This is a genomic window from Brevibacillus sp. AG (genome assembly GCF_028369215.1).
GTDB lineage: Bacteria > Bacillota > Bacilli > Brevibacillales > Brevibacillaceae > Brevibacillus > Brevibacillus porteri.
In genome coordinates this window covers 25,020-46,444 of the sequence record NZ_JAQMYO010000016.1, presented here as the reverse complement: position 1 = coordinate 46,444, position 21,425 = coordinate 25,020, and the positions used below count along the sequence as shown (strand labels likewise).

General features: G+C 47.4%; 24 protein-coding genes. 18 read left to right on the top strand and 6 right to left on the bottom strand.

What is annotated here, in order from left to right:
- Positions 1–194 precede the first annotated feature (194 nt).
- Both POF51_RS28790 and POF51_RS28785 read left to right on the top strand, forming a co-directional pair.
- Positions 195–956, top strand: coding sequence for an exodeoxyribonuclease III (locus POF51_RS28790; RefSeq protein ID WP_069852829.1), 762 nt, complete (start codon positions 195–197; stop codon positions 954–956).
- 199 nt (positions 957–1,155) lie between these two features.
- Positions 1,156–2,475, top strand: coding sequence for a hemolysin family protein (locus POF51_RS28785; RefSeq protein WP_069852735.1), 1,320 nt, complete (start codon positions 1,156–1,158; stop codon positions 2,473–2,475).
- A gap of 158 nt (positions 2,476–2,633) precedes the next feature.
- Here the strand turns inward: POF51_RS28785 and POF51_RS28780 are convergent, their stop codons facing one another.
- Complete coding sequence (locus POF51_RS28780; RefSeq protein WP_069852732.1) at positions 2,634–3,185, bottom strand: dihydrofolate reductase family protein; 552 nt, start codon at positions 3,183–3,185, stop codon at positions 2,634–2,636.
- An 86-nt stretch (positions 3,186–3,271) separates the two neighbouring features.
- On the opposite strand from POF51_RS28780, the gene POF51_RS28775 reads away from it, so the two are divergent.
- Positions 3,272–4,876 carry a HEAT repeat domain-containing protein gene (locus POF51_RS28775; protein WP_271756553.1) on the top strand — a complete coding sequence of 535 codons (1,605 nt, stop codon included), beginning with the start codon at positions 3,272–3,274 and terminating at the stop codon, positions 4,874–4,876.
- Between the two features lie 39 nt (positions 4,877–4,915).
- Here the strand turns inward: POF51_RS28775 and POF51_RS28770 are convergent, their stop codons facing one another.
- Positions 4,916–5,926 carry an alpha/beta fold hydrolase gene (locus POF51_RS28770; protein ID WP_069852728.1) on the bottom strand — a complete coding sequence of 337 codons (1,011 nt, stop codon included), beginning with the start codon at positions 5,924–5,926 and terminating at the stop codon, positions 4,916–4,918.
- Between the two features lie 92 nt (positions 5,927–6,018).
- Between POF51_RS28770 and POF51_RS28765 the strand changes: the two genes are divergently transcribed.
- From POF51_RS28765 to POF51_RS28755, 3 genes are all read left to right on the top strand, one after another.
- Positions 6,019–6,822 carry a MerR family transcriptional regulator gene (locus tag POF51_RS28765; protein WP_069852827.1) on the top strand — a complete coding sequence of 268 codons (804 nt, stop codon included), beginning with the start codon at positions 6,019–6,021 and terminating at the stop codon, positions 6,820–6,822.
- A 137-nt stretch (positions 6,823–6,959) separates the two neighbouring features.
- A complete protein-coding gene (locus POF51_RS28760) occupies positions 6,960–7,739 on the top strand; it encodes a cyclase family protein (protein WP_069852725.1) in 780 nt (259 codons plus the stop codon).
- Between the two features lie 4 nt (positions 7,740–7,743).
- Positions 7,744–8,139: a hypothetical protein gene (locus POF51_RS28755; RefSeq protein WP_069852723.1), complete on the top strand. Its 396-nt coding sequence runs from the start codon at positions 7,744–7,746 to the stop codon at positions 8,137–8,139.
- Positions 8,140–8,181: 42 nt separating this feature from the next.
- Here POF51_RS28755 and POF51_RS28750 read toward each other — a convergent pair whose 3' ends face one another.
- From POF51_RS28750 to POF51_RS28740, 3 genes are all read right to left on the bottom strand, one after another.
- Positions 8,182–8,481: an Ada metal-binding domain-containing protein gene (locus POF51_RS28750; RefSeq protein WP_069852721.1), complete on the bottom strand. Its 300-nt coding sequence runs from the start codon at positions 8,479–8,481 to the stop codon at positions 8,182–8,184.
- An 84-nt stretch (positions 8,482–8,565) separates the two neighbouring features.
- Positions 8,566–9,684: a deoxyribonuclease IV gene (locus POF51_RS28745; protein ID WP_069852718.1), complete on the bottom strand. Its 1,119-nt coding sequence runs from the start codon at positions 9,682–9,684 to the stop codon at positions 8,566–8,568.
- Positions 9,685–9,703: 19 nt separating this feature from the next.
- On the bottom strand, positions 9,704–10,636 hold the full coding sequence (locus tag POF51_RS28740) for a DNA-3-methyladenine glycosylase 2 (RefSeq protein WP_271756552.1): 933 nt from the start codon (positions 10,634–10,636) through the stop codon (positions 9,704–9,706).
- Positions 10,637–10,805: 169 nt separating this feature from the next.
- On the opposite strand from POF51_RS28740, the gene POF51_RS28735 reads away from it, so the two are divergent.
- The 6 genes from POF51_RS28735 to POF51_RS28710 all read left to right on the top strand — a co-directional run bounded on the left by POF51_RS28735 (position 10,806) and on the right by POF51_RS28710 (position 14,544).
- The gene (locus tag POF51_RS28735) at positions 10,806–11,366 is read left to right on the top strand and encodes a bifunctional transcriptional activator/DNA repair enzyme AdaA (protein WP_035290891.1); all 561 of its coding nucleotides are present in this window, start codon (positions 10,806–10,808) and stop codon (positions 11,364–11,366) included.
- Between the two features lie 82 nt (positions 11,367–11,448).
- Positions 11,449–12,555, top strand: coding sequence for a threonine aldolase family protein (locus POF51_RS28730; RefSeq protein ID WP_069852713.1), 1,107 nt, complete (start codon positions 11,449–11,451; stop codon positions 12,553–12,555).
- 91 nt (positions 12,556–12,646) lie between these two features.
- Positions 12,647–13,129 (top strand): GNAT family N-acetyltransferase, encoded by a 483-nt coding sequence (locus POF51_RS28725; protein WP_069852710.1) that lies wholly within the window; start codon positions 12,647–12,649, stop codon positions 13,127–13,129.
- Positions 13,130–13,190: 61 nt separating this feature from the next.
- Entirely contained in the window at positions 13,191–13,775 is a 585-nt protein-coding gene (locus POF51_RS28720) for a TetR family transcriptional regulator (protein ID WP_017247116.1), read from the top strand.
- 99 nt (positions 13,776–13,874) lie between these two features.
- Positions 13,875–14,210 carry a DMT family transporter gene (locus POF51_RS28715; RefSeq protein WP_069852707.1) on the top strand — a complete coding sequence of 112 codons (336 nt, stop codon included), beginning with the start codon at positions 13,875–13,877 and terminating at the stop codon, positions 14,208–14,210.
- Positions 14,211–14,229: 19 nt separating this feature from the next.
- Positions 14,230–14,544: a DMT family transporter gene (locus POF51_RS28710; RefSeq protein ID WP_069852705.1), complete on the top strand. Its 315-nt coding sequence runs from the start codon at positions 14,230–14,232 to the stop codon at positions 14,542–14,544.
- Positions 14,545–14,606: 62 nt separating this feature from the next.
- Here the strand turns inward: POF51_RS28710 and POF51_RS28705 are convergent, their stop codons facing one another.
- Entirely contained in the window at positions 14,607–15,695 is a 1,089-nt protein-coding gene (locus POF51_RS28705; protein ID WP_069852702.1) for a response regulator transcription factor, read from the bottom strand.
- A 134-nt stretch (positions 15,696–15,829) separates the two neighbouring features.
- Here POF51_RS28705 and POF51_RS28700 point away from each other — a divergent pair, with 134 nt between their 5' ends.
- The 6 genes from POF51_RS28700 to POF51_RS28675 all read left to right on the top strand — a co-directional run bounded on the left by POF51_RS28700 (position 15,830) and on the right by POF51_RS28675 (position 21,286).
- Positions 15,830–17,227, top strand: a complete 1,398-nt coding sequence (locus POF51_RS28700) for an MFS transporter (protein WP_069852700.1) — start codon at positions 15,830–15,832, stop codon at positions 17,225–17,227.
- Positions 17,224–18,312, top strand: coding sequence for a saccharopine dehydrogenase family protein (locus POF51_RS28695; protein WP_069852698.1), 1,089 nt, complete (start codon positions 17,224–17,226; stop codon positions 18,310–18,312). Before POF51_RS28700 ends, POF51_RS28695 begins: the two co-directional genes overlap by 4 nt.
- A 35-nt stretch (positions 18,313–18,347) precedes the next feature.
- The gene (locus tag POF51_RS28690) at positions 18,348–18,851 is read left to right on the top strand and encodes a DinB family protein (protein WP_069852695.1); all 504 of its coding nucleotides are present in this window, start codon (positions 18,348–18,350) and stop codon (positions 18,849–18,851) included.
- Between the two features lie 209 nt (positions 18,852–19,060).
- Positions 19,061–19,702, top strand: coding sequence for a nitroreductase family protein (locus POF51_RS28685; RefSeq protein ID WP_271756551.1), 642 nt, complete (start codon positions 19,061–19,063; stop codon positions 19,700–19,702).
- A 19-nt stretch (positions 19,703–19,721) separates the two neighbouring features.
- Entirely contained in the window at positions 19,722–20,672 is a 951-nt protein-coding gene (locus POF51_RS28680; protein ID WP_069852691.1) for a ring-cleaving dioxygenase, read from the top strand.
- Positions 20,669–21,286, top strand: a complete 618-nt coding sequence (locus POF51_RS28675) for an alpha/beta hydrolase (protein ID WP_271756550.1) — start codon at positions 20,669–20,671, stop codon at positions 21,284–21,286. The genes POF51_RS28680 and POF51_RS28675 overlap by 4 nt, the downstream gene beginning before the upstream one ends.
- Positions 21,287–21,425 lie beyond the last annotated feature (139 nt).

The window sequence follows — 21,425 nt, the reverse complement described above, 5'->3', positions numbered from 1 at the left end:
TCAATCAAACACAAATAAACTCATCCCATTCCGAGTTTTGAAAATGGCTGAGCCGACTTGGGGTCTTGTCGATATTAACGAAGTCTCATGAATGCGATGCCCATTGCAATGTCCATCATTGTACCCTCCTATAATTGAAAACAAAGATAGTGTACCATGGAATCTAACGAATAGCGACGAGGAGATAAGCGATGATGAAATTGATATCTTGGAATGTAAATGGACTTCGCGCATGCGTAAACAAAGGGTTTTACGAGTACTTCAAAGAAGCGAATGCCGATATAGTTTGCTTGCAGGAAACGAAGCTGCAAGAAGGTCAAATCGAGTTGGAGATCGGCGAGGAGTATCATCGATATTGGAACTACGCAGAGAAAAAGGGCTATTCCGGGACGGCTGTTTTTACAAAAATGGAACCACTCTCTGTTCGTTATGGACTGGAAGAAAACCATGAGCCTGAGGGCCGCGTGATTACTTTGGAGTTTCAGGATTTCTACTTGGTCACGGTCTACACCCCGAATGCGAAGCGTGATTTGTCGAGATTGGATTATCGGCTGGAATGGGAGGATCGGTTTCGGAACTACTTATTGCAGCTGGATGCGAAGAAGCCCGTGGTGGTTTGTGGGGATCTGAATGTCGCCCATCAAGAGATTGATTTGAAGAATGCGAAGTCGAATCGCAATAATTCTGGCTTTACGCCGGAAGAGCGTGAGAAGATGACGAGATTGCTTTCATCCGGATTTGTGGATACCTATCGATATTTTTATCCGGATCAGACCGATGCTTATACGTGGTGGTCTTTTATGCCGAAAGTGAGAGAACGGAATATCGGATGGCGTATTGATTATTTTCTTGCTTCTGAGAGGCTAGCTCCATCGTTGCTCGGGGCGGGAATTGACTCACAGGTGATGGGAAGCGATCATTGTCCAGTTGTGTTGGAGCTGGGGAACATCGAATAAAGAGTGGGAGGAAGGGTAGGATATGAGTGAGTATGCCATGCCTGTAGTCAGCAATTGTGAGGGTGAGTGACCTGAAATAGCAAAACTGCCTATAATCAAACAATTAAGACGAAATTGGATATAAGCGAACTTTGATATGAGGGAGTGGAGTTTCGTACAATGAAAACGTAAGACTTCTAAATGAAGAGGGGATAGGATATTGCTAACCATTAATTTGTTACTAATTGCTTTTCTGATTGTTGCTACTGCATTTTTTGTGGCAACTGAATTCGCAATTGTAAAGCTTCGCCCAAGCCGTGTGGACCAACTGGTCATGGAAGGGAGAAAGAATGCTCTTGCTGTTCAGAAAGTAGTTAGTAACCTAGATGGATATTTGTCAGCGTGTCAGTTGGGGATTACGTTGACAGCCATTGGCTTGGGGGTATTAGGGAAACCGACGATTGAAAGCATCATTAGCCCATTTCTTACGCCTTATTTACCCGAACAAGTCGTTGCAGTTCTGTCGTTTGTGATTGCTTACTCGCTTGTTACGTTTCTACATGTGGTTGTCGGGGAACTGGCACCGAAAACAGTGGCGATTCAAAAGGCAGAAGCGGTTAGCTTACTTTGTGCGAAACCTATTATTTGGTTCTATAAATTGATGTACCCTGCAATCTGGGTGCTGAATGGCTCTGCTGCTCTACTTGTGCGTTCATTCGGGATGAAACCGACCAAGGAGCACGAAGAAAGTCACTCAGAAGAAGAACTGCGAATCATTTTGACGGAAAGCTATGAGAGCGGCAAAATTAATCAGTCTGAGTATGGGTACGTTAGCAATATTTTTGCTTTTGACGAGATGCTGGCTCGCGAGATTATGGTCCCACGGACAGATATGAGCTGCTTGCACAAAGAATATACTCTTGAGCAAAACCTGCGAATCATGAAAGAAGAGCAATATACCCGTTTTCCGGTTATATCGCAAAACAAAGATCATATTATCGGGATGATTAACACGAAAGAGTTCTTTCTGAATTATGCCGATGATCCAAATTTGGATATGTCCAAGCTCATCCGACCGTTTTTGACGGTTTCAGAGGCTACTCCTGTAAAAGATCTTTTGAAAAAAATGCAGAAACAAAGAACGCATATCGCCATCCTGATTGACGAATATGGCGGTACCTCCGGAATGGTTACGATTGAAGACATTTTGGAGGAAATTGTAGGTGAGATCCGTGATGAGTTCGACGCGGAGGAAAAAGCCGAAATCGAAATCGTGGAAGAGAACAGCCATGTGATTGTGGACGGAAAGGTACTGCTCTCCGAGGTTAACGATTTGCTTAACGCCAATATTAATGAAGAAGAGCTCGATACCATCGGGGGGTGGCTATACAGTCAAAATTCGACGCTCAAAGAAGGTATCCAATGGCAATACGATGATCTCGTCTTTACGATCAGAAAGAAAGACAAGCATCGCATACGGAAGATTGAGATTCAGAAGGCATTGGAAGTCCCAGCTCGTGAACTGCAGGATGTAACGTAACGAAAAGATGGTACCTTATTGAAAGTATCGGCAAAAGGAGCTTACGTGGAAAAATACGAGCGTGTAGAAGCTGCGGAAGTACCGAAAAATATTACGTTGTAATCTCACAAAAGAAACGGGGCCGAATGATGGGGTCCCGTTTCACTTATTAAGCGAGATTATATATAAACAATGTTGTAGGTAGGTTTCGTTACACCGTTCGCGTACTGTTTCATGTCCACTAACTCGAGTTTGAGACGTGGCTTCGCACTTCCGAATAGAGGGATACCTTCACCGACCATCACCGGATTCACTTTCAGCACTAATTGATCAATCAGTTGATGCGCCAGTAACGCTCCTGCCAATTCACCGCCCCCACACAGCCACAGCTTGCCGTTTTCTTGCTGCTTGAGATTCTTGATAAATTCGATGGCATCGCCTTTGATCAGCTCGACTTCTGCATTGGATTCAAACTGCATGGAGTTTGAGAAAATATAATGCTTGATTCCCTTATAGCCTGGTTCGCCCGGCTTGGCACCGAATTTAAACCCAAACTCGTAGGTTTTGGCGCCCATCAGCACAGCATCATATTCCTGAATTTCAGATAAAAAGTCCGGTACATGTTCTCCCTCAAATAAAAAGAGAGTGTTTTCAATATTTCCATCCATGATCCCTTGATCGGCAATAAAATTGTCTAATGATACGGCAACATGATAAATTAATGAGGCCATTTGGAAGTCCCTCCTTTTTTCTCCATTTCATTTTATGTGAAATTAATAAGGGCTTGCACGTATTTTATTTGAAGAGGAGGATCGACATGAAACAAATGACGCCGGAAGAACAAGAGCTTCTTGAGGAATTATATAAATCGGACGACAGAAAAGTAGAAATTCTCCACTCCTTGGCCAGGAAGGGAAGCATGATCACTCTGACCTTTCTATTACCATTTGCCTTGGAGGAAAGAGAAGAAATACGAAAGGCAGCACTTGTGGCTGTCCATCAAATAACCTCACGCCTGCGTAACCAAGATTTAATTGGCTTGGATCAATACATACGAAGATTGACGCCTTATTCAAATAGGAACCAGTTGGCTGCATGGCATGAATTGTTACCGGAGGACATCCGGGCTTTTTCAATAAACGATGCGTCAGACCATAGCTTCATCGGAATTTGCAGCTTCCATCGAAACGGATATGTAAGGGAAGCGGCGATTGAACTGTTGTTAAAACAGGTGACGGGTGCAGAGATTCCTTTTTTGCTGATTCGATTGAATGATTGGCAGCCCAAAATTCGTTATCTCGCATTTAAGGCATGTAAGCTGAGATTCCGTCCAGATTATGTGAAACACTTTCTCGAATCCATTTTCTTGTTGAAGCATTTGTCCGCATACTATAACCGTGAAAAGTTCACCGATTTCCTAGCAGAGATCGACGCAATGTTTCGTCATCTAGATAATCGAGACGTGTTACGAAGTGGTTTTCACTCAAAAGACCCGGTTGTTCGGCGATTTTGCTTTGATTTGGCAATTAGCCTTCATGATATCGATCCAGATGAGGTCATTACAGAGGCTTTGATTCAGAAAGATGCTTTGATCAGACTCCGGACGGTTAGGTATCTGTGCAAACAGGACGAAAATGATCGACTAAGAAGATGGCTCGCTCGAATTCAACGTGACGTTTTTCCTTCGATTCGCCAACTGGCCCTACAAGCTTATGTGGATCGCTTTCCTGAGGTATCGACTGATGCGTTGCTTGCTGCTCTGCTTGATGGACATAAATCCATCCGCGAAATGGCCCGATTTTATTTGAGGGAAAAGAAGATCGATTTCGCTGCCTATTATCGGGGAAAATTGGTTGGAACCGAGGAGCAGGTGATACCAATAGCGATTGTAGGAGTAGGGGAAACGGGCGTGAAAGCAGATGATCAATGGATTCTTCCGTTTTTGCTCCATGAAAATGAACGAATACAAAGAGCAGCCGTGAAGGCACTCGCCATGCTGAATCCGGAAGATCACATCGAAGTTTTTATCCGCGCTCTACAAACCAATAAACGAAGCGCAGCTCGTGAAGCAAAACAAATACTAGCGGATCGGGTAGAGCTTCGTCATGCGGACATGCTCTGGGAGATGCTCGAAAAAGATGTAGGCATTCACGTGAAGAAAAACATTCTCTTCTTATTTTCGAAAATGAACAAGGCAGACAGTATTCCATTATTATTACGGGCATGTGTTGTGCAGGAAAAAGAAATACGCGATGAGGCAATCCTTTATGTCGAGCATTGGCTGTATGGATATAATAGAAGGTTCTATTTGGGATTAAAGGATGAACAGCGTGAAAACATTAGCTATATTCTTGAAGAAGTTCGGGAGTTTCTGCCGGAGGATATAGCTGAATCCGTAGAGTCACTCCTTGCGAAAAAATAAGGAAGGGGCACCTTTATAGGTGTCCCTCTACTTCGTATTTCAGTTTGTCCTCAACAGTTCTTTTAAGGTGGCATCAATAAACGCGGTATCGACAGGGTTAAGCCCAAACCCAGCCAAGTGTCCCCAGATTGATTCTATCGGCTTAAAGGTAGCGCTGGGGATGTGCTTCGTCTCATATTCACTGTCTTCTGGCGTGAAATACAAATCAGTCCGTACAGGCATCACAACTGTTCGTGCCTGGATGCTTCGCAACGCCGCCTCAAAGTTTCCGTTGTACCTATCATTTTGACTAATGTCGGCATGCTGCCAGGTCCACATCATCGCCAGTAAATCGTTTGCATCCGATGGAACAAAACTCTCTTCCCAAAATCCCGAGATAAATTCGGAAAGGGTCTCATAGCCCAAAGCTTTATAGCATGCCTCGCGGTAAAATGGCTGTGAAAACCCCCAACTCGCATAAACGCGCCCTAAGGTACGTAAGCCAGCCTCGGGAGATGCTGTATACTGCCCGTTGTTCCAAGCTACATCGGCCTGCAAGGCTGCTCGGATGCCTTCGATCAAGACGATGTTATGCGGCCATGTTTTTGCAGTTCCAGCAAAAGGAGCTAATCGTTCGACCATATCTGGGTAGCTCGCCGCCCAATGAAAAGCCTGGATGGCCCCCATCGACCAGCCAGTTGCCAGCGCAATTTTTTTGATGCCAAACCGCTCTGTAATGAGTCGATGCTGAAGGGCGACATTATCGTAGATCGTAACGTGTGGAAAATTGGCCTGATCATACGGGCTGGCTGTATTGCTCGGGGAGGACGATAGCCCGTTGCCGAGCATGTTGGGAATGATGATAAAATATTGATTCGGATTCAGAGCCTTATCTTCCCCGATAAGCCATTCGTTTTGGTAATGCTGGTCTCCAAACGATGTAGGAAATATAATGACGTTATCCTTGGCTGCGTTGAGCGTGCCATACGTTTTGTAAGCAATATATGCATGTGGTAGGGTCACTCCTGACTGTAAGCGAACCTCTCCCAAGTGAAAAATATCGTAATCCATCTCGCATTGCTCCTTTGTAAGCATGATTTTTTTTAACTATAAACGTTCCCGTACAGGGGAAAGTCAAGGGAATGATAGATTGGGGTTTTTCCATGTTTAAGATCAGTGAATTTTCCCGATTGAGCAGAGTGTCATTAAAGACGCTTCGCTTTTATGACCAGATTGGCATTTTGAAGCCAGCGGATATCGACAAAGAGACTGGCTATCGGTTTTATGCAGCAGAGCAATTAGTTACGCTCAATCGAATCCTCATGTACAAGGACTTGGGATTTACGTTGCAACAAATTCAGCAATTGCTTCATGAAGAGATGTCCATGGAACAACTACAAGGCATATTCAGGCAAAAAGAAAGGGAAACGAAACAGCTCCTTGAGGAGGAGCAAGCACGATTGCATCGAATCAAGGAGCGTCTGCTATCGATCGAGCAAAAGGGGTATGGAGAACAAGAGGTTGTCTTTAAACAAGTCGAAGCTCAAAAAGTTGTCTCGTTCCGTGCGGAAGGGACGGTAGAAGAGATTCCGATGCTTTTCGATCGACTGGCTCATTATGCAGGCAAGCAGCAGAGAGGGATGCTTTCTCCCATCGTTTTGTGGAAGGAATCGGAGAGAGACGAGACGGCATTCGAATTGGAGATCGGCTATGTACTCAAACAGGACATTCCCTTGCCATCTGATAGGTTGGAAATACGTATGCTGCCAGAGGAGCCGATGATGGCCACCCTGGTCCAACGTGTAGAGCCATTCGTTCCTTCTACGGCCTGTATTGACTTGGCAAAATGGATAGAGCGCAATCAATACCGGATCAAAAAAGATCAGCCAGGCAGAGAAAACTATCTGCAATCCCCGGATGGGGGCGATACGTATGTAGAAGTACAAATTCCTATTGAATCTCCATAAACAAGGCCAGTACCTGTATAGACGACGAGGTACTGGCCTTTTGCTTGTGTTCATTTGACGCTGGTGGAAGGCAGGTAGTACAGTAATGTTGAACGAAAATACAGAAAATTACAAAGGGGAAAGAAGGGAATCCTGCTATGAATAGAAAAGCACGTCGGTTCATTGATCTGAGTGTGCCTCTTGATCGTCTGGCAAAAGAACCGTTTCCACCTGAGATTCAATACAATAGTCATGAAGAAGGGGCTGTCCAAGCTGCGCAATATTTCGGATTGCAACCAACGGATTTTCCTGAACAGAAAGCTTGGGCGAGTGAAACGGTAACACTCACGACACATACAGGGACACATGTAGATGCACCTTGGCATTACTGGCCAACTTCCGAGGGAGAGCCAGCGAGAACGATTGATCAGTTACCGTTGGAGTGGTTCTACGGAGATGGTGTCCTGCTTGATTTTAGTGGGAAACCGTCTGGCTATGAAATCACGGTGAATGATGTAAAGCAGAAGCTCGCCCAAATCCAATACGAACTAAAACCGTTCGATATTGTCCTGATCAGGACGGATGCGGATAAAAGATACTATGAAGAGCACTATTTCCTATCACATGCAGGGGTATCGGCGGAAGCAACCCATTGGCTGATTGATCAAGGAATTAAGGTCATGGGAACCGATGGGTGGGGATGGGATATCCCGTTTTCCGTTCAAGCCGCTAACTATAAACAAAATCCGCGCGATGGCGTATTATGGGCGGCTCACTATGTGGGAAAAGAGAAAGAGTATTGCCAAATTGAAAAGCTCGCGAACTTGGAGCAATTGCCGAGACCCTACGGGTTTACCGTTTCTGTGTTTCCTGTAAAAGTAAAAGGGGCGAGCGCGGGATGGGCGCGTCCTGTTGCCATTTTCGAAGAAGAGGAGTAGTTGCATGGGCATGAACAAGAGAGCGAAAGTTCTGTTCCTCCTATTCTTCTTGGGCTTTTGTTTCATCATGATCGCGTATGTTTCCCTGATCTGGTATCCTGCATTACCATTCGATTCCAAGTCCAAAAGAGAAGTGACAGAGCTGTTGGGCGAAAACAGGGGAACCATCGTCAAATTGACGACGGAGGAAAACGTCGATTGGTATGGGTATGGGCCGCAAGCGAATCAAGCTTCAGCGGCAGAAGCGATGAAACGAGCAATGACAGAAAAAGGCTGGACCTTTATCCAGCAAGAAGGGGCCGGATACTTTTTTGAACGGAGGAAAGAGAAGATGATTATCACGTCACAAATGTGGACGGGCAACTATGTACTCTTTCGAATCCCCGCAGGTGTTCTATAGAGACCAGGAGGCAAAATGAACGGAATGGCTGGACGCATTAATCTACGCACGCATCGCTTTCCACAACAAATATTTCTCTCGTAAACAAACTGCACAAGGCCGATATCCCGCAGCAATAGCGGTTGCTTCATCCGCAAAAAATACGCGATGGCGCACATAACCGCCTCGCGTAATGGCTCTGATGGCAGAGGGACAATCCAGTCGGCCATATATCCTACCTGGTCGATACCCTCCTAATGTACCCGGAGTATCACTTTGATAAAAAGAGCGATCAGCTCCGAGCAGGGTGTATGTTTTGGCAGAGTCAGTATCTTGAGGTGCTGGCTTTTTTGGCGTAGGCATATGGCTCCCCCCTCTATCGGTACGTATGTCGGGTTCACTCCAACAGGAGGAAGCCACAGTCAGCCTACATCAAGTGCTTTGACATTACGAGAATTTCGGAATCGCGAAGTAGGCACTCAAGCGGTGGTTGATCTGCTCCTCGGTAAGCTCAGGGAACAATCTCGCTTCCTTCACCATATCGTACAGACGCTCCATCGGCTCGCGGCCATCGGCTTTTTTCGCTTTCGCGTCGTTTTTGAGCAGCTCCCAAATCCCAATCACATACTCGCGTCTGGTGATATCTTGTTTGCGGAAAAAGAAATCGAGGCGCTCTACATGGTCTATGAATTCGTCGCCGAAGCGCTTGTCCACTTCCCCGCGCAGGAGGGCGATTTCTGCTTCGTACATCGGACGCTCGTTGCCTTTCTCCTTGCTGATCCAAGGTGTCTCCAGTACAAGCGGCAGGTGGCGGATTTTCTCGTGGTTCACGATGTAGTTCATCGCATCAAAGCCGATGAGTCCCGCACCGATTGGCGCATGGCGGTCTTTGCCTGCCCCGCGGAAGTTTTTGCTGTCATTCAAGTGAACGACAGCGAGACGGTCCAAGCCGATTGTCCGGTCAAATTGTTCCAAGACGCCATCGAAGTCGTTGACGATATCGTAGCCAGCATCGTGAATATGGCAAGTATCCATGCAGACGGTCAGTCTGCTGTTGTCTTCTACTTTCTCGATGATGGCCGCGATTTCCTCAAAGCTGCGACCGATTTCCGTTCCTTTACCCGCCATCGTCTCCAACGCGATTTTCACGTTGGTGTCTTTGATGCCTGTCAGAACTTCATTCAAGCCTTCTGCAATTCGGGCGATGCCGTATTCTGCATCCTTGTCTGTGTACGCGCCAGGGTGCAGCACGATATTTTTGACGCCAATGTAGTCGGTCCGGCGAATCTCTTCTTGCAGAAAGCGGACAGCGAGCTCATAGGTATCGTCCTTGTAAGAGCCCAAGTTAATAATGTACGGGGCATGTACCACAATTTCATCCACGCCCTGCTTAGCCATTACTTCTTTGCCTTCCGTAATGTACTGATCCTCGATCGGCTTGCGGCGGGTGTTTTGCGGTGCACCCGTGTAGATCATAAAGGTACTCGAGCCGTAGGTGGCTGCTTCTTCGGCGGCATTCAGCAGTCCCTTACCGGAGAATGATACGTGCGAACCTATTTTTAGCATAGGATAGAACCTCCTTTGATTAATAAAGAAAACGCCATAAATAAAAAGTAGCGTACGACTCCCAATTCGTCCAAGCCTTGGACAGCTCTCGTATTTCTGCTTTTGTCGGCTTTTTTTCTTTGCCGAGTAAAAATTTGATCGCATTGTGCAGGCCGACATCATCAATGGGAAAAGCAGAGGGAATTCGCAGACAGCGCATGAGCACATAGTTGGCCGTCCACGGTCCAATCCCGCGAATACTGGTCAAACGTTTCTCCGCAGTTTGATAATCTCCTCCGTCCCATAATAGCTCTTTCGATAGTTTCCCTTCAACGATGAGTTGTGCGACGTCAATCAAATACTCGCATTTCTTGGTCGTCATGCGCAATCCATCCAGATCAGCGACGGATAATCCGGCGATTTTTTCCGCTGTGGGAAAAAGCCAATACGTCTGTCCTTCGAACTCTACCCGTCTTCCGAATGTCTCTACCAACCGTCGTTTAAGCGTGTACGCATAGGTCAGGTTAATTTGCTGTCCAATGATACCCCAACTGAGCGCTTCAAACAGGTCGGGAATACCCATGGTCCGCAGCCCGTAGAACTTTTCAACAGCCTGCTGTAGAAGAGCATCCCCTGCGGCAAGCTCATAAAACGGAACCAGATTTCGATCGAGATCGAACCAATCGCGAACATAGCGTGCTACCTCCATCCGGACTGTTTCAGTGGGAAGCGAAGGGCTGAGAAAACGCACAGTCAATCCTTGATCGATATCTGCGTGAATTTCGACCACTTGTGGATCTTGTTCAATAGGGATGGCTTTGTAGAGGCGCCCGTTTTGAATGTGAAACATGCATTCGTTGGATGCTCTGGACAAGTAGTGAAGATTTTGCGAAAAACTGAATTCCGTAGGTACGGACAAGATTATTTCTTCTCTATTATCGACCCAAGCCTCGTGTGATAGACCGCTTGTCATGCGAAAACCTCCTGTCTGACTTCCTTCTAGTTTTATAACAAGAAAAGCGATACTGTCATTTCGTTATCTTGCTATTTTAATTTTCTAGCAGTACGGATCACGTTGCGTAGGGGTATACTGTCGGTAAGAGCAAGCGATTCGATAACGGCTATGGCAAAGGAGATGACATGTGTTGGAGGAACGGGTAACTGATGAGCGATGGCAGGCCATTATTCATAACGATGTGTCTTACGATGATCAATTTTTTTATGCGGTAAAAACGACGAAGATCTTTTGTAGACCGTCTTGCAAGTCGAAGCCGCCGAAGAGGGAGAACGTGCGAGTTTTCCAAAATGCAAGCCAAGCTATGCGGGAAGAATTTCGCCCATGTAAACGATGCAAGCCCACAGGAGAGAGGTTGCCTGATCGTGAGTGGGTGGCACAAATTACACAGTATATTGATTCTCATTATAACGAAAAGCTGACGTTGGAGCATTTGGCGGATATGTGCCATGGCAGTCCGTTTCATTTGCAGCGAACATTTAAGCGACTCATGTCAATGACGCCCGTGGAGTACATCCAGAAAAAGCGGATAGACAGGGCGCGAGAGCTGCTGGTTCATTCGAACAACCAGATCGCGGATGTTGCGCAATTGGTAGGAATGCCGAATACGCCGTATTTTATCACGTTGTTTAAAAAAATGACGGGCAAGACCCCGAGTGAATATCGCCAACAGTGCGTCAAACAATAAACGACATAAGCTGCTCGTGAAATGTAATATCTTTAGAAGTAAGAAGCATGGAAGATAAGAAAGAAAAAGGAGCACTGCCAAAATGAGCGATATGAAAACCTTGCGAGAAGTATTTAAAAAGACCACTTATCAAATCGCCGGGCACAGCAAGAGAGACCTCCATCAATTGCAGCAGGTCCTGTCCAGGGTGGATGGGAATGTAGAGGGTGATATGTACGGAACAGGCGAACTCATCGGGAATTTCGAGAGCAAGATGGCCGAATATTTGGGCAAAGAGTCTGCCGTGTTCTTTCCCAGCGGTACGATGGCCCAACAAATCGCGTTACGCATCTGGTGCGATGAGAAGGGAATCAAAAAGGTCGCCTATCATCCGCTCTGCCACTTGGAGATTCACGAGGAAGATGGGCTCAAGGAGCTGCATCAGATTGAGGCAGTCTTGCTGGCGGATAAAGACAGAGTGATTGAACTGGACGATGTTCTCGGCATGGACGACGATATCGCGTGCCTGTTGCTGGAATTGCCACAGCGTGAGATTGGCGGACAGCTGCCCTCGTATGAGGATTTGGAGGCGATCTCCCGGTATTGTCGCGAAAAAGGAATTCGGCTGCATCTAGATGGTGCCCGGCTTTTGGAAATCCTGCCGTATTACCAGAAATCAGCCGATGAGGTATGCGCATTGTTTGATAGCGTGTACGTTTCCTTTTACAAAGGGATAGGCGGAATTGCCGGAGCGATCCTGGCTGGGGATGAAGATTTCACGAAGCAATCGAAGGTATGGAAAAGACGCCATGGCGGGGATCTGATTAGTTTGTACCCGTACATTGTTACGTCAGAATACCATTTTGAGCAAAGAAAACATAAATTCAATCAATATTACGAGCATGCAAAAGAGCTGGCGAGATTGTACAACCAATGCCAGGGGATATCTACGAGACCGGCCGTGCCTGTGTCCAACATGTTTCATGTGCACGCAGATTTGCCGCAAGAAGAGCTCGAGCGTATCATGGTCTCACTTAGTGAAGAGACAGGGATTGGCTTCACGCATTATGTAAGACAGAAAGACGAATCTTCTAGCTCCTATGAGGTAAGTATTGGCGATCGGTATGCGATGATCCCGAAGGAAGAACTAGCATTGGCATTCGAAAAACTGAATCAGAAAATAGGGGAGCAGAAATCAAAAGCCGAGTAAATGAATCCATTTCGGGGCGGTGGCAGTCTGGTGCTTACAAATTCATACCGGGCTGCCGCAGCATTTTCAGAAAGAAGAGAAAGGGAGCATTATGTTCATTATCAGACCGTACGAAAAAAGCGACTACCCTTCGATTATGGCTTACGATTTGCCGCTAGAACAAGCGATCTACACGTCTATGCCAGTCGATATCATCGAAGTATCTCAAAACAATTCTGATCAGCAGCCCTATGTGATTTTTGACCAAGGTCATCTAATCGGCTGTTTTGCCTTATTCACACCACAGACAGGCAATCCCTACACACCAAATGAACAGGCGATTATTTTTAAATCGTTCTCGATCGATTCCCGTCATCAAAAGAAGGGATACGCTTTGAAAGCTTTACAGAGCTTGCCTGACATCGCACGAGAGTATTACCCCATGCGGGATGAAATTGTGTTGACGGTTCATCATACAAATACCCCGGCGATCCAACTGTATAAAAAGGCGGGTTTTGTAGATCAAGGATTAAGGTTTGCGGGAGAATATGGCGAGGAGCTGATTTTTCATCTCGATTTGACAGTTTCAAAATGAGTTGATAAAATGAATGACAGTCAGTCAGTTATAATCGTTCGGTTAAAAGGAGGGAAGTTACTTGGCGGTCAGCAAAGACGATAAATATTCCAAAATCCTCAACGCGGCTATCGAGATCATATCGGAAAAAGGGCTGGATAAGACGTCCATATCCGATATCGTAAAAAAAGCAGGGATTGCCCAAGGGACGTTTTACCTGTACTTCTCATCCAAGATGGCTCTGGTTCCAGCGATTGCTGATAATCTGCTGACGATTACCTTCCAGCGGATCAATGATAAGCTGAAGGGAAAAAGTGATATCGAGAGCGTTCTCGAAGTGTTGGTCGACGAGACCTTTTCCTTTACCGATGAATACAGGGATGTCATCATCCTTTGCTATTCCGGATTTGCACTTGATAATTCATTGGAGACATGGGGAACGATCTATAAGCCTTTTTATGAGTGGATGGAAGGCGTCCTCGTGCAAGCAATCAGTGATAACGCCATCTTGAAAGATATTGATGTGAAATGGACGGCCAAAATTATTATTACGCTTGTTGAGAATACAGCGGAACGCTATTACAGTAGCGATCAGAAGAACGTAGCACCAGATGAATATAAAGCGGAAATCCTGCGTTTTTGCAAAAGATCACTAGGTATCCAATAAAGAAGTATTGGAGCATATCCAATTCTTTTTTTATTTGGCACAAAATGACTGACGTTCATTCATTGTTAACACAACAAGAACAACGAAGAGGTGATTACCATGGCATGGTTTTATTTAATCATTGGCGGAATGATCGAAATTGCTTGGGCATTGGGACTGAAGTTCTCGGATGGATTCACGAAGCCCGTAGTGAGTGTCGTCACGGTTTTATTGATCGTTACCAGCTTCTACTTTTTTGCTCAGGCCATGAAACGAATTCCAGTCGGAACTGCGTATGCGATATTCACAGGGATTGGTGCAGCGGGAACGGCCGTCGTTGGATTTACGTTTTTGGGTGAGGATGTATCTTTCTTGAAAATCGTTTTTATCCTGTTGCTGCTCACGTGCATTATCGGATTGAAGCTGTCGAGCAAGCCAGAAGAAGAGAACGCATAACAACTTGGAGGTGGACAGTATGGCATGGGCGATGTTGATTATCGCTGGTTTCGCAGAAATTGGTGGAGTGATTTCGTTAAAATTGACCGAAGGATTTACAAAATGGAAGCCAACGGTTGCTTGTTTGATCTTCGCAAGTATTAGCTTTTATCTGCTCTCGTCCGCTGTACAGACGCTCCCGGTCGGAACAGCTTATGCTGTATGGACGGGCATTGGCTCAGCGGGTAGCGTGCTGGTAGGGATGTTGTTTTTCAAAGAGTCGAGGGACAGGAAACGGATTCTGTTCATTACAGGGATTGTCATCAGTATTGTTGGTTTGAAGTTCATCGCATAGTGATAGCGAAAAGCCCCTTTCTAGCAGCGTGTGCTGTAAGAAGGGGGCTTTTCGCTAGGGTTTCACTGGTTCGCCTGTACGCCAAATCGGGTAAACAATTGCCAGATCAGCTCTCGTCTGCTGGATACCCCAGTTTTTACGAAGATGGACTTCAAATGATCCTGAACCGTATAAGCGGAGATGTGCAGTGTGCGTGCGAGCTCCTTCGTGGAAGCGCCGCGGACAATCTGGTCGAGTATTTGCTTTTCCCGTACAGACAATCCGTATGCTTCGGCGATGAGCGGCAGCATGTCAGCAGGTTTTGCGGGACCGAACAATGCAGCCAGGTGCACCGTGCTGCTTTGGGTGTTCATCGGGCTTGCCTGAATCGTCATGTAAGGGCCATCTGGCATGCGAATGCAGACTTTTGCCATGGATGTCTTGTGACCTGATTCTGTCAGCTGGGAGAGTGCCCGCGAACAAACCGCTCTCACTGGTCGGGGCAAGGTATCGCGATCAATTGACTCCCATTGGCGCAGCAAGGTCAGCCATTTTTCCGCTGTGGGATTGGCAGCGAGTAAGGTGAACTGATCCGACAGCATCAATATTCCTATCTCTTCTTCCATCCATGTATTTTCCTCAGCGGGTAAGGACAGACTCGTCTTTCGCAACTGATACGCAATCAGCGGCGCCAAAGCCAACATACATTCACGCTCCTGCTCAGAAAAAAAGGGACGTCCCTGCGAACGAAACAACGTTAAATAGCCCCAGCATGCACCGTCGTACTTGAGGGCAGCACGCATCTCATCATGAAAACCGGCGGGGAGCAGAACATTGCGATAGCGGTCACTGCGTGCAAGCTGGCCATCGGTCGCTTGACTCAACGTAGCGACAGGCTCAGCCGCTTTGCACAGATGATCATATCGATTGAAGTCCTCGCGCAAGTATTCATGCTCAAAAATGCCATGATGAATGGCTTCCACCCCGTCTTCCGTAATGGCTCCGGTGGATAAAAGTGTTTGCGGATCAACGGCGGTACAGCAGGCCCCGTCAAAAGGGACGAACTCCCGCAATAGCTGCAAGAGCGCTGTCCGATAGTCTTGTGAAGAGTGAGAAAAGCGTTCAGCTAGTGCCATCACTTTTCGTTTGCTCGCTTCCCGATTTGTGCTCATCTGTATTCTCCTGTACGTCTAGTGGCAAAGGAAAATCCCATCTTTGTGGGATGGTGCTTTCCTCGTTCCTCTTTATAATTGAGAATAATTCTTAGTCTAAATTTACAAGATACGCGAGGAGTTGGAAAGACCATATGAGCCAGCGGCAGCGCTTTTTCATGATGATCGCGATTTGTCTGGGTGCATTCTTGTCTCATTTTACGGCGGGGATTGTCAATGTCTCGCTCCCTCAGTTCACATCCATTTTCCAGACGGAGCTGGCGATCGCACAATGGATTACAACGGGTTATTTGCTTGTCATTGCGTCTCTTCTTCCTTTCATGGGCAAGCTGGGAGATCGATACGGGCATCGTGTGCTGCACAATTACGGCTTCCTGCTGTTCACGGTAAGCTCTGTCTTGGTGGCATTTTCGACGACGATTACGATGCTGTTGATGCTTCGAATCGTGCAAGCCGTCGGAGCGGCTATGTTCCAGGCTACCAATATCGCGCTCATTGCGATGTTGCTCCCAAAAGAAATGCGGGGAAGGGCAATGGGGATCATGAGCACAGCTGTTGCCCTTGGTGGCATGACCGGACCGATTGCAGGTGGGATGATCGCGTCGTGGTTGAGCTGGGAGTGGTTGTTCCTCATTCATGTTCCTGTCGCGATCTTGGCTACGGGGCTGGCTTTTCGTTACATTCCTTCTCATGAGCAGGCGAAGAAGGCCCGTTCACTAGATCTCGTTGGGGCAGGTCTGTTCATGCTACTGGTCAGCTCAGTCATTATGGCGATCTCCAATGGAAACGGGTGGGGCTGGGATTCACAAGGGATGCTCATTCTTTTTGGGGGTGTACTCGTCTTGGCAGGGGCGTTTGTCTGGTGGGAGCGGCGACAGTCCGTGCCGTTTTTGCCCGTGGCGGTCTTTCGCCTATCAGCTGTGTCCAGTGGATTGTTCATTAGCTTTACTTCGTTTGTGCTCGCGAATCTCGTTCTGGTTGTCATGCCGTTTTACTTACTTGATCAAGCGCATGTTTCCCCCTTGACGGCAGGGTATATGATGACTGCTTACCCACTGATGCTGGCGCTGACGGGTCCTTTTAGTGGCTGGGCTTCGGACCGCTATCGGGCACGGCCACTCATTTTTGCAGGTCTTGGTGCGATGGGGGCAGGGATGACCGTATTGGCGATCTGGCTAGAGGTATTATCAACGGTGGAAATCATCGCGTTACTGGCTTTGGTGGGGGCAGGTATGGGGCTGATTGCTTCGCCCAACAACAGCTACATCATGCGCCACGTCCCGTTGGAGCATGCGGGTGCGATCGGAGGCATGATCGCCTTGACACGCAATGCAGGGATGGTGGTCGGCGCAGCGTTGGGACTGGGCATGATGAATGGCGAATCGAATCAAGCAGTGCAGCCGATGATCGATGCGTATCGTGCGGTTTTTGAAGCAGGTGGCCTGATTTGGCTGAGCGGTTTGTTGGTCTGGTGGTATGCGGGACGTCTGGAGCGGCAGAAAAAGAGAGGCACAGAGGTGGAGAAGGCATGAGCAAGGATCGAATTGTGGTAGTCGGAGGGTACGGTCATGTAGGGGCAACGATTTGCAAGAATTTGGGTAACGCGTATCCGGGACGGGTGTATGCTGCCGGACGCAGCTTGGAGAAGGCGGAAGCATTTTGCCGAGAAGCAGATGGGAAGGTGCTGCCGCTTGAGCTCGATATTCACAAGCCGTTAGACCAAAGCATGCTGGAAAAAGTAAAGTTGGTGGTCATGTGTCTGGATCAGACGAATACGGCTTTTGTAGAAGGGTGTGTGCGGAATGGAACGCATTATCTCGATATTTCAGCGAATGGCCATTTTTTGACGCAAATCGAACAATGGGGGAGCCAAACTGAAACGAAGAATGTGGGAACCGCCGTGCTCAGTGTAGGACTGGCGCCAGGTCTGACCAACCTGCTCGCGGGGGAAGCTCATCGCTTGCTGGACCAGGTGAGTGAGCTGGATATATACATTATGCTTGGTCTCGGTGATCGACATGGGAGGGCCGCGATTGAATGGACTGTCGATAACTTGTGCACGAGCTACGAGGTGATCAACAATCATCAGCGTGTAACCGTAGAGAGCATGACAGAGGGCAAGCTCGTTGATTTTGGACCGGAGCTGGGGAAAAAGCGCGCGTATCGATTTCCGTTTTCTGATCAACAGACATTGGTACGCACCTTGTGTATCCCTACAGTATCTACCCGACTTTGTTTTGATCTGGATGGGATGACGAGAGTGGTGGCGGCCCTTCGGAGTATTGGAATTTGCCGATTACTCCATCAACCAAAAGTACGGGAAGCCGTGATGGAAGCGTTTGGACGTTGGAAAATGGGGGATGATCGGTTTGCCATCAAGGTAGAGGCACGGGGAAAACGGGGAACTAACGAGGCGACAGTAGAGTGTCTGCTTTTTGGGCGCGATCAGTCCAACATGACCGCAATGGTGGCGGCTGCCGTAGCAAAATCGCTGTATGAAGAAGCGTTTCCTCCAGGAGTCCACCACATGGAACAACTGTTTTCATTAGAAAAAATGAGATATTGGCTGGAGCAGGAAGCATCACTGACCATATTTGTCAGGGAAGCCGGTCTATGATAGAGCTATCGACGAACCAAAGAGGGGGCTTTATCATGACGCACTATGCCAAAAACATGTACGACTTTCACACGTGGGCGAATCAAACGTTAATCAATCGCTTGAAGGAACTTCCGGAAGGTGTTTACGAGCAGGAGGTCCAAAGCGTTTTCCCGACAGTAGCAAAAGTGGTGGAGCATATTTATATGGTGGACCAAGGCTGGCTTCACATTTTGCAGGGCATGGACATGCGAGCGGCATTGAATGAGGCATGGAAGAAGGAACAGGAATTAACGGGAAAAAGCTTGGAGGAAGTAGAGCAGATGTATGCCGAGCTGGTCGAGCAATACAGAGTGTTTCTCAGCCAAGAAGAAGATTTGGATCGCCACATTGTCCTCGACAATCCGTACACGAGAGTACGCGATACGAGCTTGGCAGAAATCATCATGCAAGTGGTCAATCACGGAACGTATCATCGTGGAAACATAACGGCGATGCTGCGCCAAATGGGGTATCCTTCTGTCATGACCGAGTATGCTCTTTACTGGTACGAAACCTGATAAAAGTGTGTGGGGCTGGAAGAGATTTCATTCTTCTGGCCTTGGGGTGTTGACAAGGGAAAATTTTAGTCCTATAATTATCTTAAATTCAAGATATTAATTTTTGTAACATTGTCATCCTACTTCCCCAAGAAGGTGCTTTTTTAAACATCATTATCTTTAATTTAAGATATTAAAAAATGAATGAAAAAAATCGAGGAGGAAGTCCCATGAGTGAATTCACTACTCTTGTAAAAAACAGAAGATCCGCGAACAAGTTTCTAACGGATGTAACGATAACACCTGCTGAGATCGATGAAATCATGTCGCTGGTCAAGTTCGCGCCATCTGCATTCAATTTGCAGCATGCCCACTATGTAGTTGTCACCGATCCAGAAGCAAAAGAGCGTGTATACGAAGCGGCATATAGACAATATAAGGTAAAGACCGCTTCGGCAGTTGTGCTTGTATTTGGAGACAAGGAAGCGTACCAAAGTGTAGAGCGCATCAATGAAGGTCTCCTTCATTTAGGGATCATGGATCAACGCGAGTACGATCACAATAATTCCTCTGTCAGAGCGATGCACGAGTCTGGAGGAGAGCAGTTCAAGCGCGATGAAGCGATCCGCAATGCCAATTTGTCCGCAATGCTGTTCATGCTCGCTGCAAAGGATAAAGGCTGGGATACTTGCCCGATGATCGGATTCGACCCAGCAGCCGTTCAAGAGATAGCAAAGGTTCCGGACAGCTTTGTGCCAGCTTTGATGATCACGATTGGAAAAGAAGATACATCCAGCCAGCGTGTGAGAGGGTACCGCAAGCCCGTTGGAGAGTTTGTGAGCTACAACACATTCCAAGCAAGTAAATCATAATTAGAGGAGGCTATTCAAAATGACACAGCAAACAGCAGGGATTCACCATATCACAGCTTTTGTCACAAGCGCCCAAAATAACGTTGATTTTTATGCAGGGTTTCTCGGATTGCGCATGGTGAAAAAAACGATTAACTTCGATGCGCCAGATGTGTATCATCTGTACTTCGGGAATGAGGTCGGCAGTCCAGGTACAGCGATCACCTTTTTCCCGTGGGAATCTGGTCGCCGCGGACGCGTGGGCGGTGGACAGGTGGGCTATACGACTTTCTTGATTCCGGTAGGGGCGTTTTCCTTCTGGGAGGATCGACTGAAAAAATTCGGAATCGAGTACCGTCGCGTGGAGCGTTTTAACGAAACGTATCTGCAATTTACGGACAGAGACGGCTTGCAGCTGGAGATTGTGGAACGTGAAGGAGGCCCAGCGAGCAAATGGTCCTTTGGCGGAGTGCCGGCTGACAAGGCGATCAAAGGCTTCGGCGGAGCGATCTTGTACAGTATGGCTCCAGCCCACACCATGGATGTTCTCGAGAGACTGATGGGACTAACCAGAGTTGGCGAAGAAAACGGCCTTGTCCGTTTCCAGGCTCACGGTGATTTGGGCAATGTTATTGACGTGAATGCCGAGCCGATACCAAGAGGAGAAGGTGGCGCAGGAACGATTCATCACATCGCATGGCGTGCTATAGACGATCAGGATCACCAGCAATGGCAGCAGCGCGCGGCCGAGTCCGGTCTTCATCCAACAGATATTATTGACCGTCAATACTTTAACGCCATTTACTTCCGCGAGCCGGGCGAGATTTTGTTTGAGATTGCGACCGATCCTCCGGGCTTTGAACGAGATGAGCCATTTGATACATTGGGCGAAAAACTGATGCTCCCCGAGTGGTATGAGTCACATCGCGCCCAGATTGAGCAAGGCTTGCCACCGATTACAGTCAGAGTGTTGGAGGAAGATAAATCATGAATTTGAAGCACATTTTTCGAAAAGGAACCGATTCAGAAGCACCAACATTGTTGCTGCTACATGGAACAGGTGGAGATGAAAACGACCTCTTGCCACTGGCCAATCGCATTTATCCAGGCGCTTCTGTTCTGAGTGTCCGTGGGAATGTTCTCGAAAACGGCATGCCACGATTTTTCCGACGCTTAGCTGAGGGTGTTTTTGACGAAGAGGATTTGGTCTACCGCACGCAGGAGCTGCATGATTTTTTGGATCAGGCGGCGGTTACGTATCAGATCGAGCGAGACAATATCGTGGCAGTCGGCTATTCGAACGGGGCGAATATCGCAGGTAGTCTCTTGTTCCATTACCCGAATCCGCTAAAAGGGGCGATTCTTTATCATCCAATGGTTCCACGCCGTGGGATAGCTCTGCCTGATATGTCAGCCATTCCGGTGTTTATCGGAGCCGGTACGAATGATCCGATTTGTACGGCACAAGAGACGGAGGAGCTGAACCGACTACTGACAGAAGCAGGTGCTGACGTGACTGTGCATTGGGATTCGCATGGTCATCAGCTGACGGTGAAGGAAGTAGAGGCTTCGGCCGCGTGGTTTACAGAGATGTTTCGCAAGTAATCGATGAGTAACAAGAGCGGCGACCCTGGTGTCTGCCGCTTTTTTGTGTGCGCAAACAGTTGTTTTTCCGGGAAAAGAGCATGCTTCCCGCAGATTTAATCAGATGTGTAAAAGTCTTCAAGAACCAGCAGTATTCATT

Bases quoted from the DNA above. Each gene is read 5' to 3' on its own strand.
- POF51_RS28715 (WP_069852707.1), top strand. From the start codon at position 13,875: ATGGCATGGTTTTATTTAATCATTGGCGGAATGATCGAAATTGCTTGG.
- POF51_RS28755 (WP_069852723.1), top strand. From the start codon at position 7,744: ATGGGCATGAACAAGAGAGCGAAAGTTCTGTTCCTCCTATTCTTCTTG.
- POF51_RS28765 (WP_069852827.1), top strand. From the start codon at position 6,019: ATGTTTAAGATCAGTGAATTTTCCCGATTGAGCAGAGTGTCATTAAAG.
- POF51_RS28700 (WP_069852700.1), top strand. From the start codon at position 15,830: ATGAGCCAGCGGCAGCGCTTTTTCATGATGATCGCGATTTGTCTGGGT.
- POF51_RS28710 (WP_069852705.1), top strand. From the start codon at position 14,230: ATGGCATGGGCGATGTTGATTATCGCTGGTTTCGCAGAAATTGGTGGA.
- POF51_RS28730 (WP_069852713.1), top strand. From the start codon at position 11,449: ATGAGCGATATGAAAACCTTGCGAGAAGTATTTAAAAAGACCACTTAT.
- POF51_RS28695 (WP_069852698.1), top strand. From the start codon at position 17,224: ATGAGCAAGGATCGAATTGTGGTAGTCGGAGGGTACGGTCATGTAGGG.
- POF51_RS28745 (WP_069852718.1), bottom strand. From the start codon at position 9,684: ATGCTAAAAATAGGTTCGCACGTATCATTCTCCGGTAAGGGACTGCTG.
- POF51_RS28750 (WP_069852721.1), bottom strand. From the start codon at position 8,481: ATGCCTACGCCAAAAAAGCCAGCACCTCAAGATACTGACTCTGCCAAA.
- POF51_RS28685 (WP_271756551.1), top strand. From the start codon at position 19,061: ATGAGTGAATTCACTACTCTTGTAAAAAACAGAAGATCCGCGAACAAG.
- POF51_RS28680 (WP_069852691.1), top strand. From the start codon at position 19,722: ATGACACAGCAAACAGCAGGGATTCACCATATCACAGCTTTTGTCACA.
- POF51_RS28775 (WP_271756553.1), top strand. From the start codon at position 3,272: ATGAAACAAATGACGCCGGAAGAACAAGAGCTTCTTGAGGAATTATAT.
- POF51_RS28770 (WP_069852728.1), bottom strand. From the start codon at position 5,926: ATGGATTACGATATTTTTCACTTGGGAGAGGTTCGCTTACAGTCAGGA.
- POF51_RS28725 (WP_069852710.1), top strand. From the start codon at position 12,647: ATGTTCATTATCAGACCGTACGAAAAAAGCGACTACCCTTCGATTATG.
- POF51_RS28705 (WP_069852702.1), bottom strand. From the start codon at position 15,695: ATGAGCACAAATCGGGAAGCGAGCAAACGAAAAGTGATGGCACTAGCT.
- POF51_RS28690 (WP_069852695.1), top strand. From the start codon at position 18,348: ATGACGCACTATGCCAAAAACATGTACGACTTTCACACGTGGGCGAAT.
- POF51_RS28675 (WP_271756550.1), top strand. From the start codon at position 20,669: ATGAATTTGAAGCACATTTTTCGAAAAGGAACCGATTCAGAAGCACCA.
- POF51_RS28780 (WP_069852732.1), bottom strand. From the start codon at position 3,185: ATGGCCTCATTAATTTATCATGTTGCCGTATCATTAGACAATTTTATT.
- POF51_RS28740 (WP_271756552.1), bottom strand. From the start codon at position 10,636: ATGACAAGCGGTCTATCACACGAGGCTTGGGTCGATAATAGAGAAGAA.
- POF51_RS28760 (WP_069852725.1), top strand. From the start codon at position 6,960: ATGAATAGAAAAGCACGTCGGTTCATTGATCTGAGTGTGCCTCTTGAT.
- POF51_RS28790 (WP_069852829.1), top strand. From the start codon at position 195: ATGAAATTGATATCTTGGAATGTAAATGGACTTCGCGCATGCGTAAAC.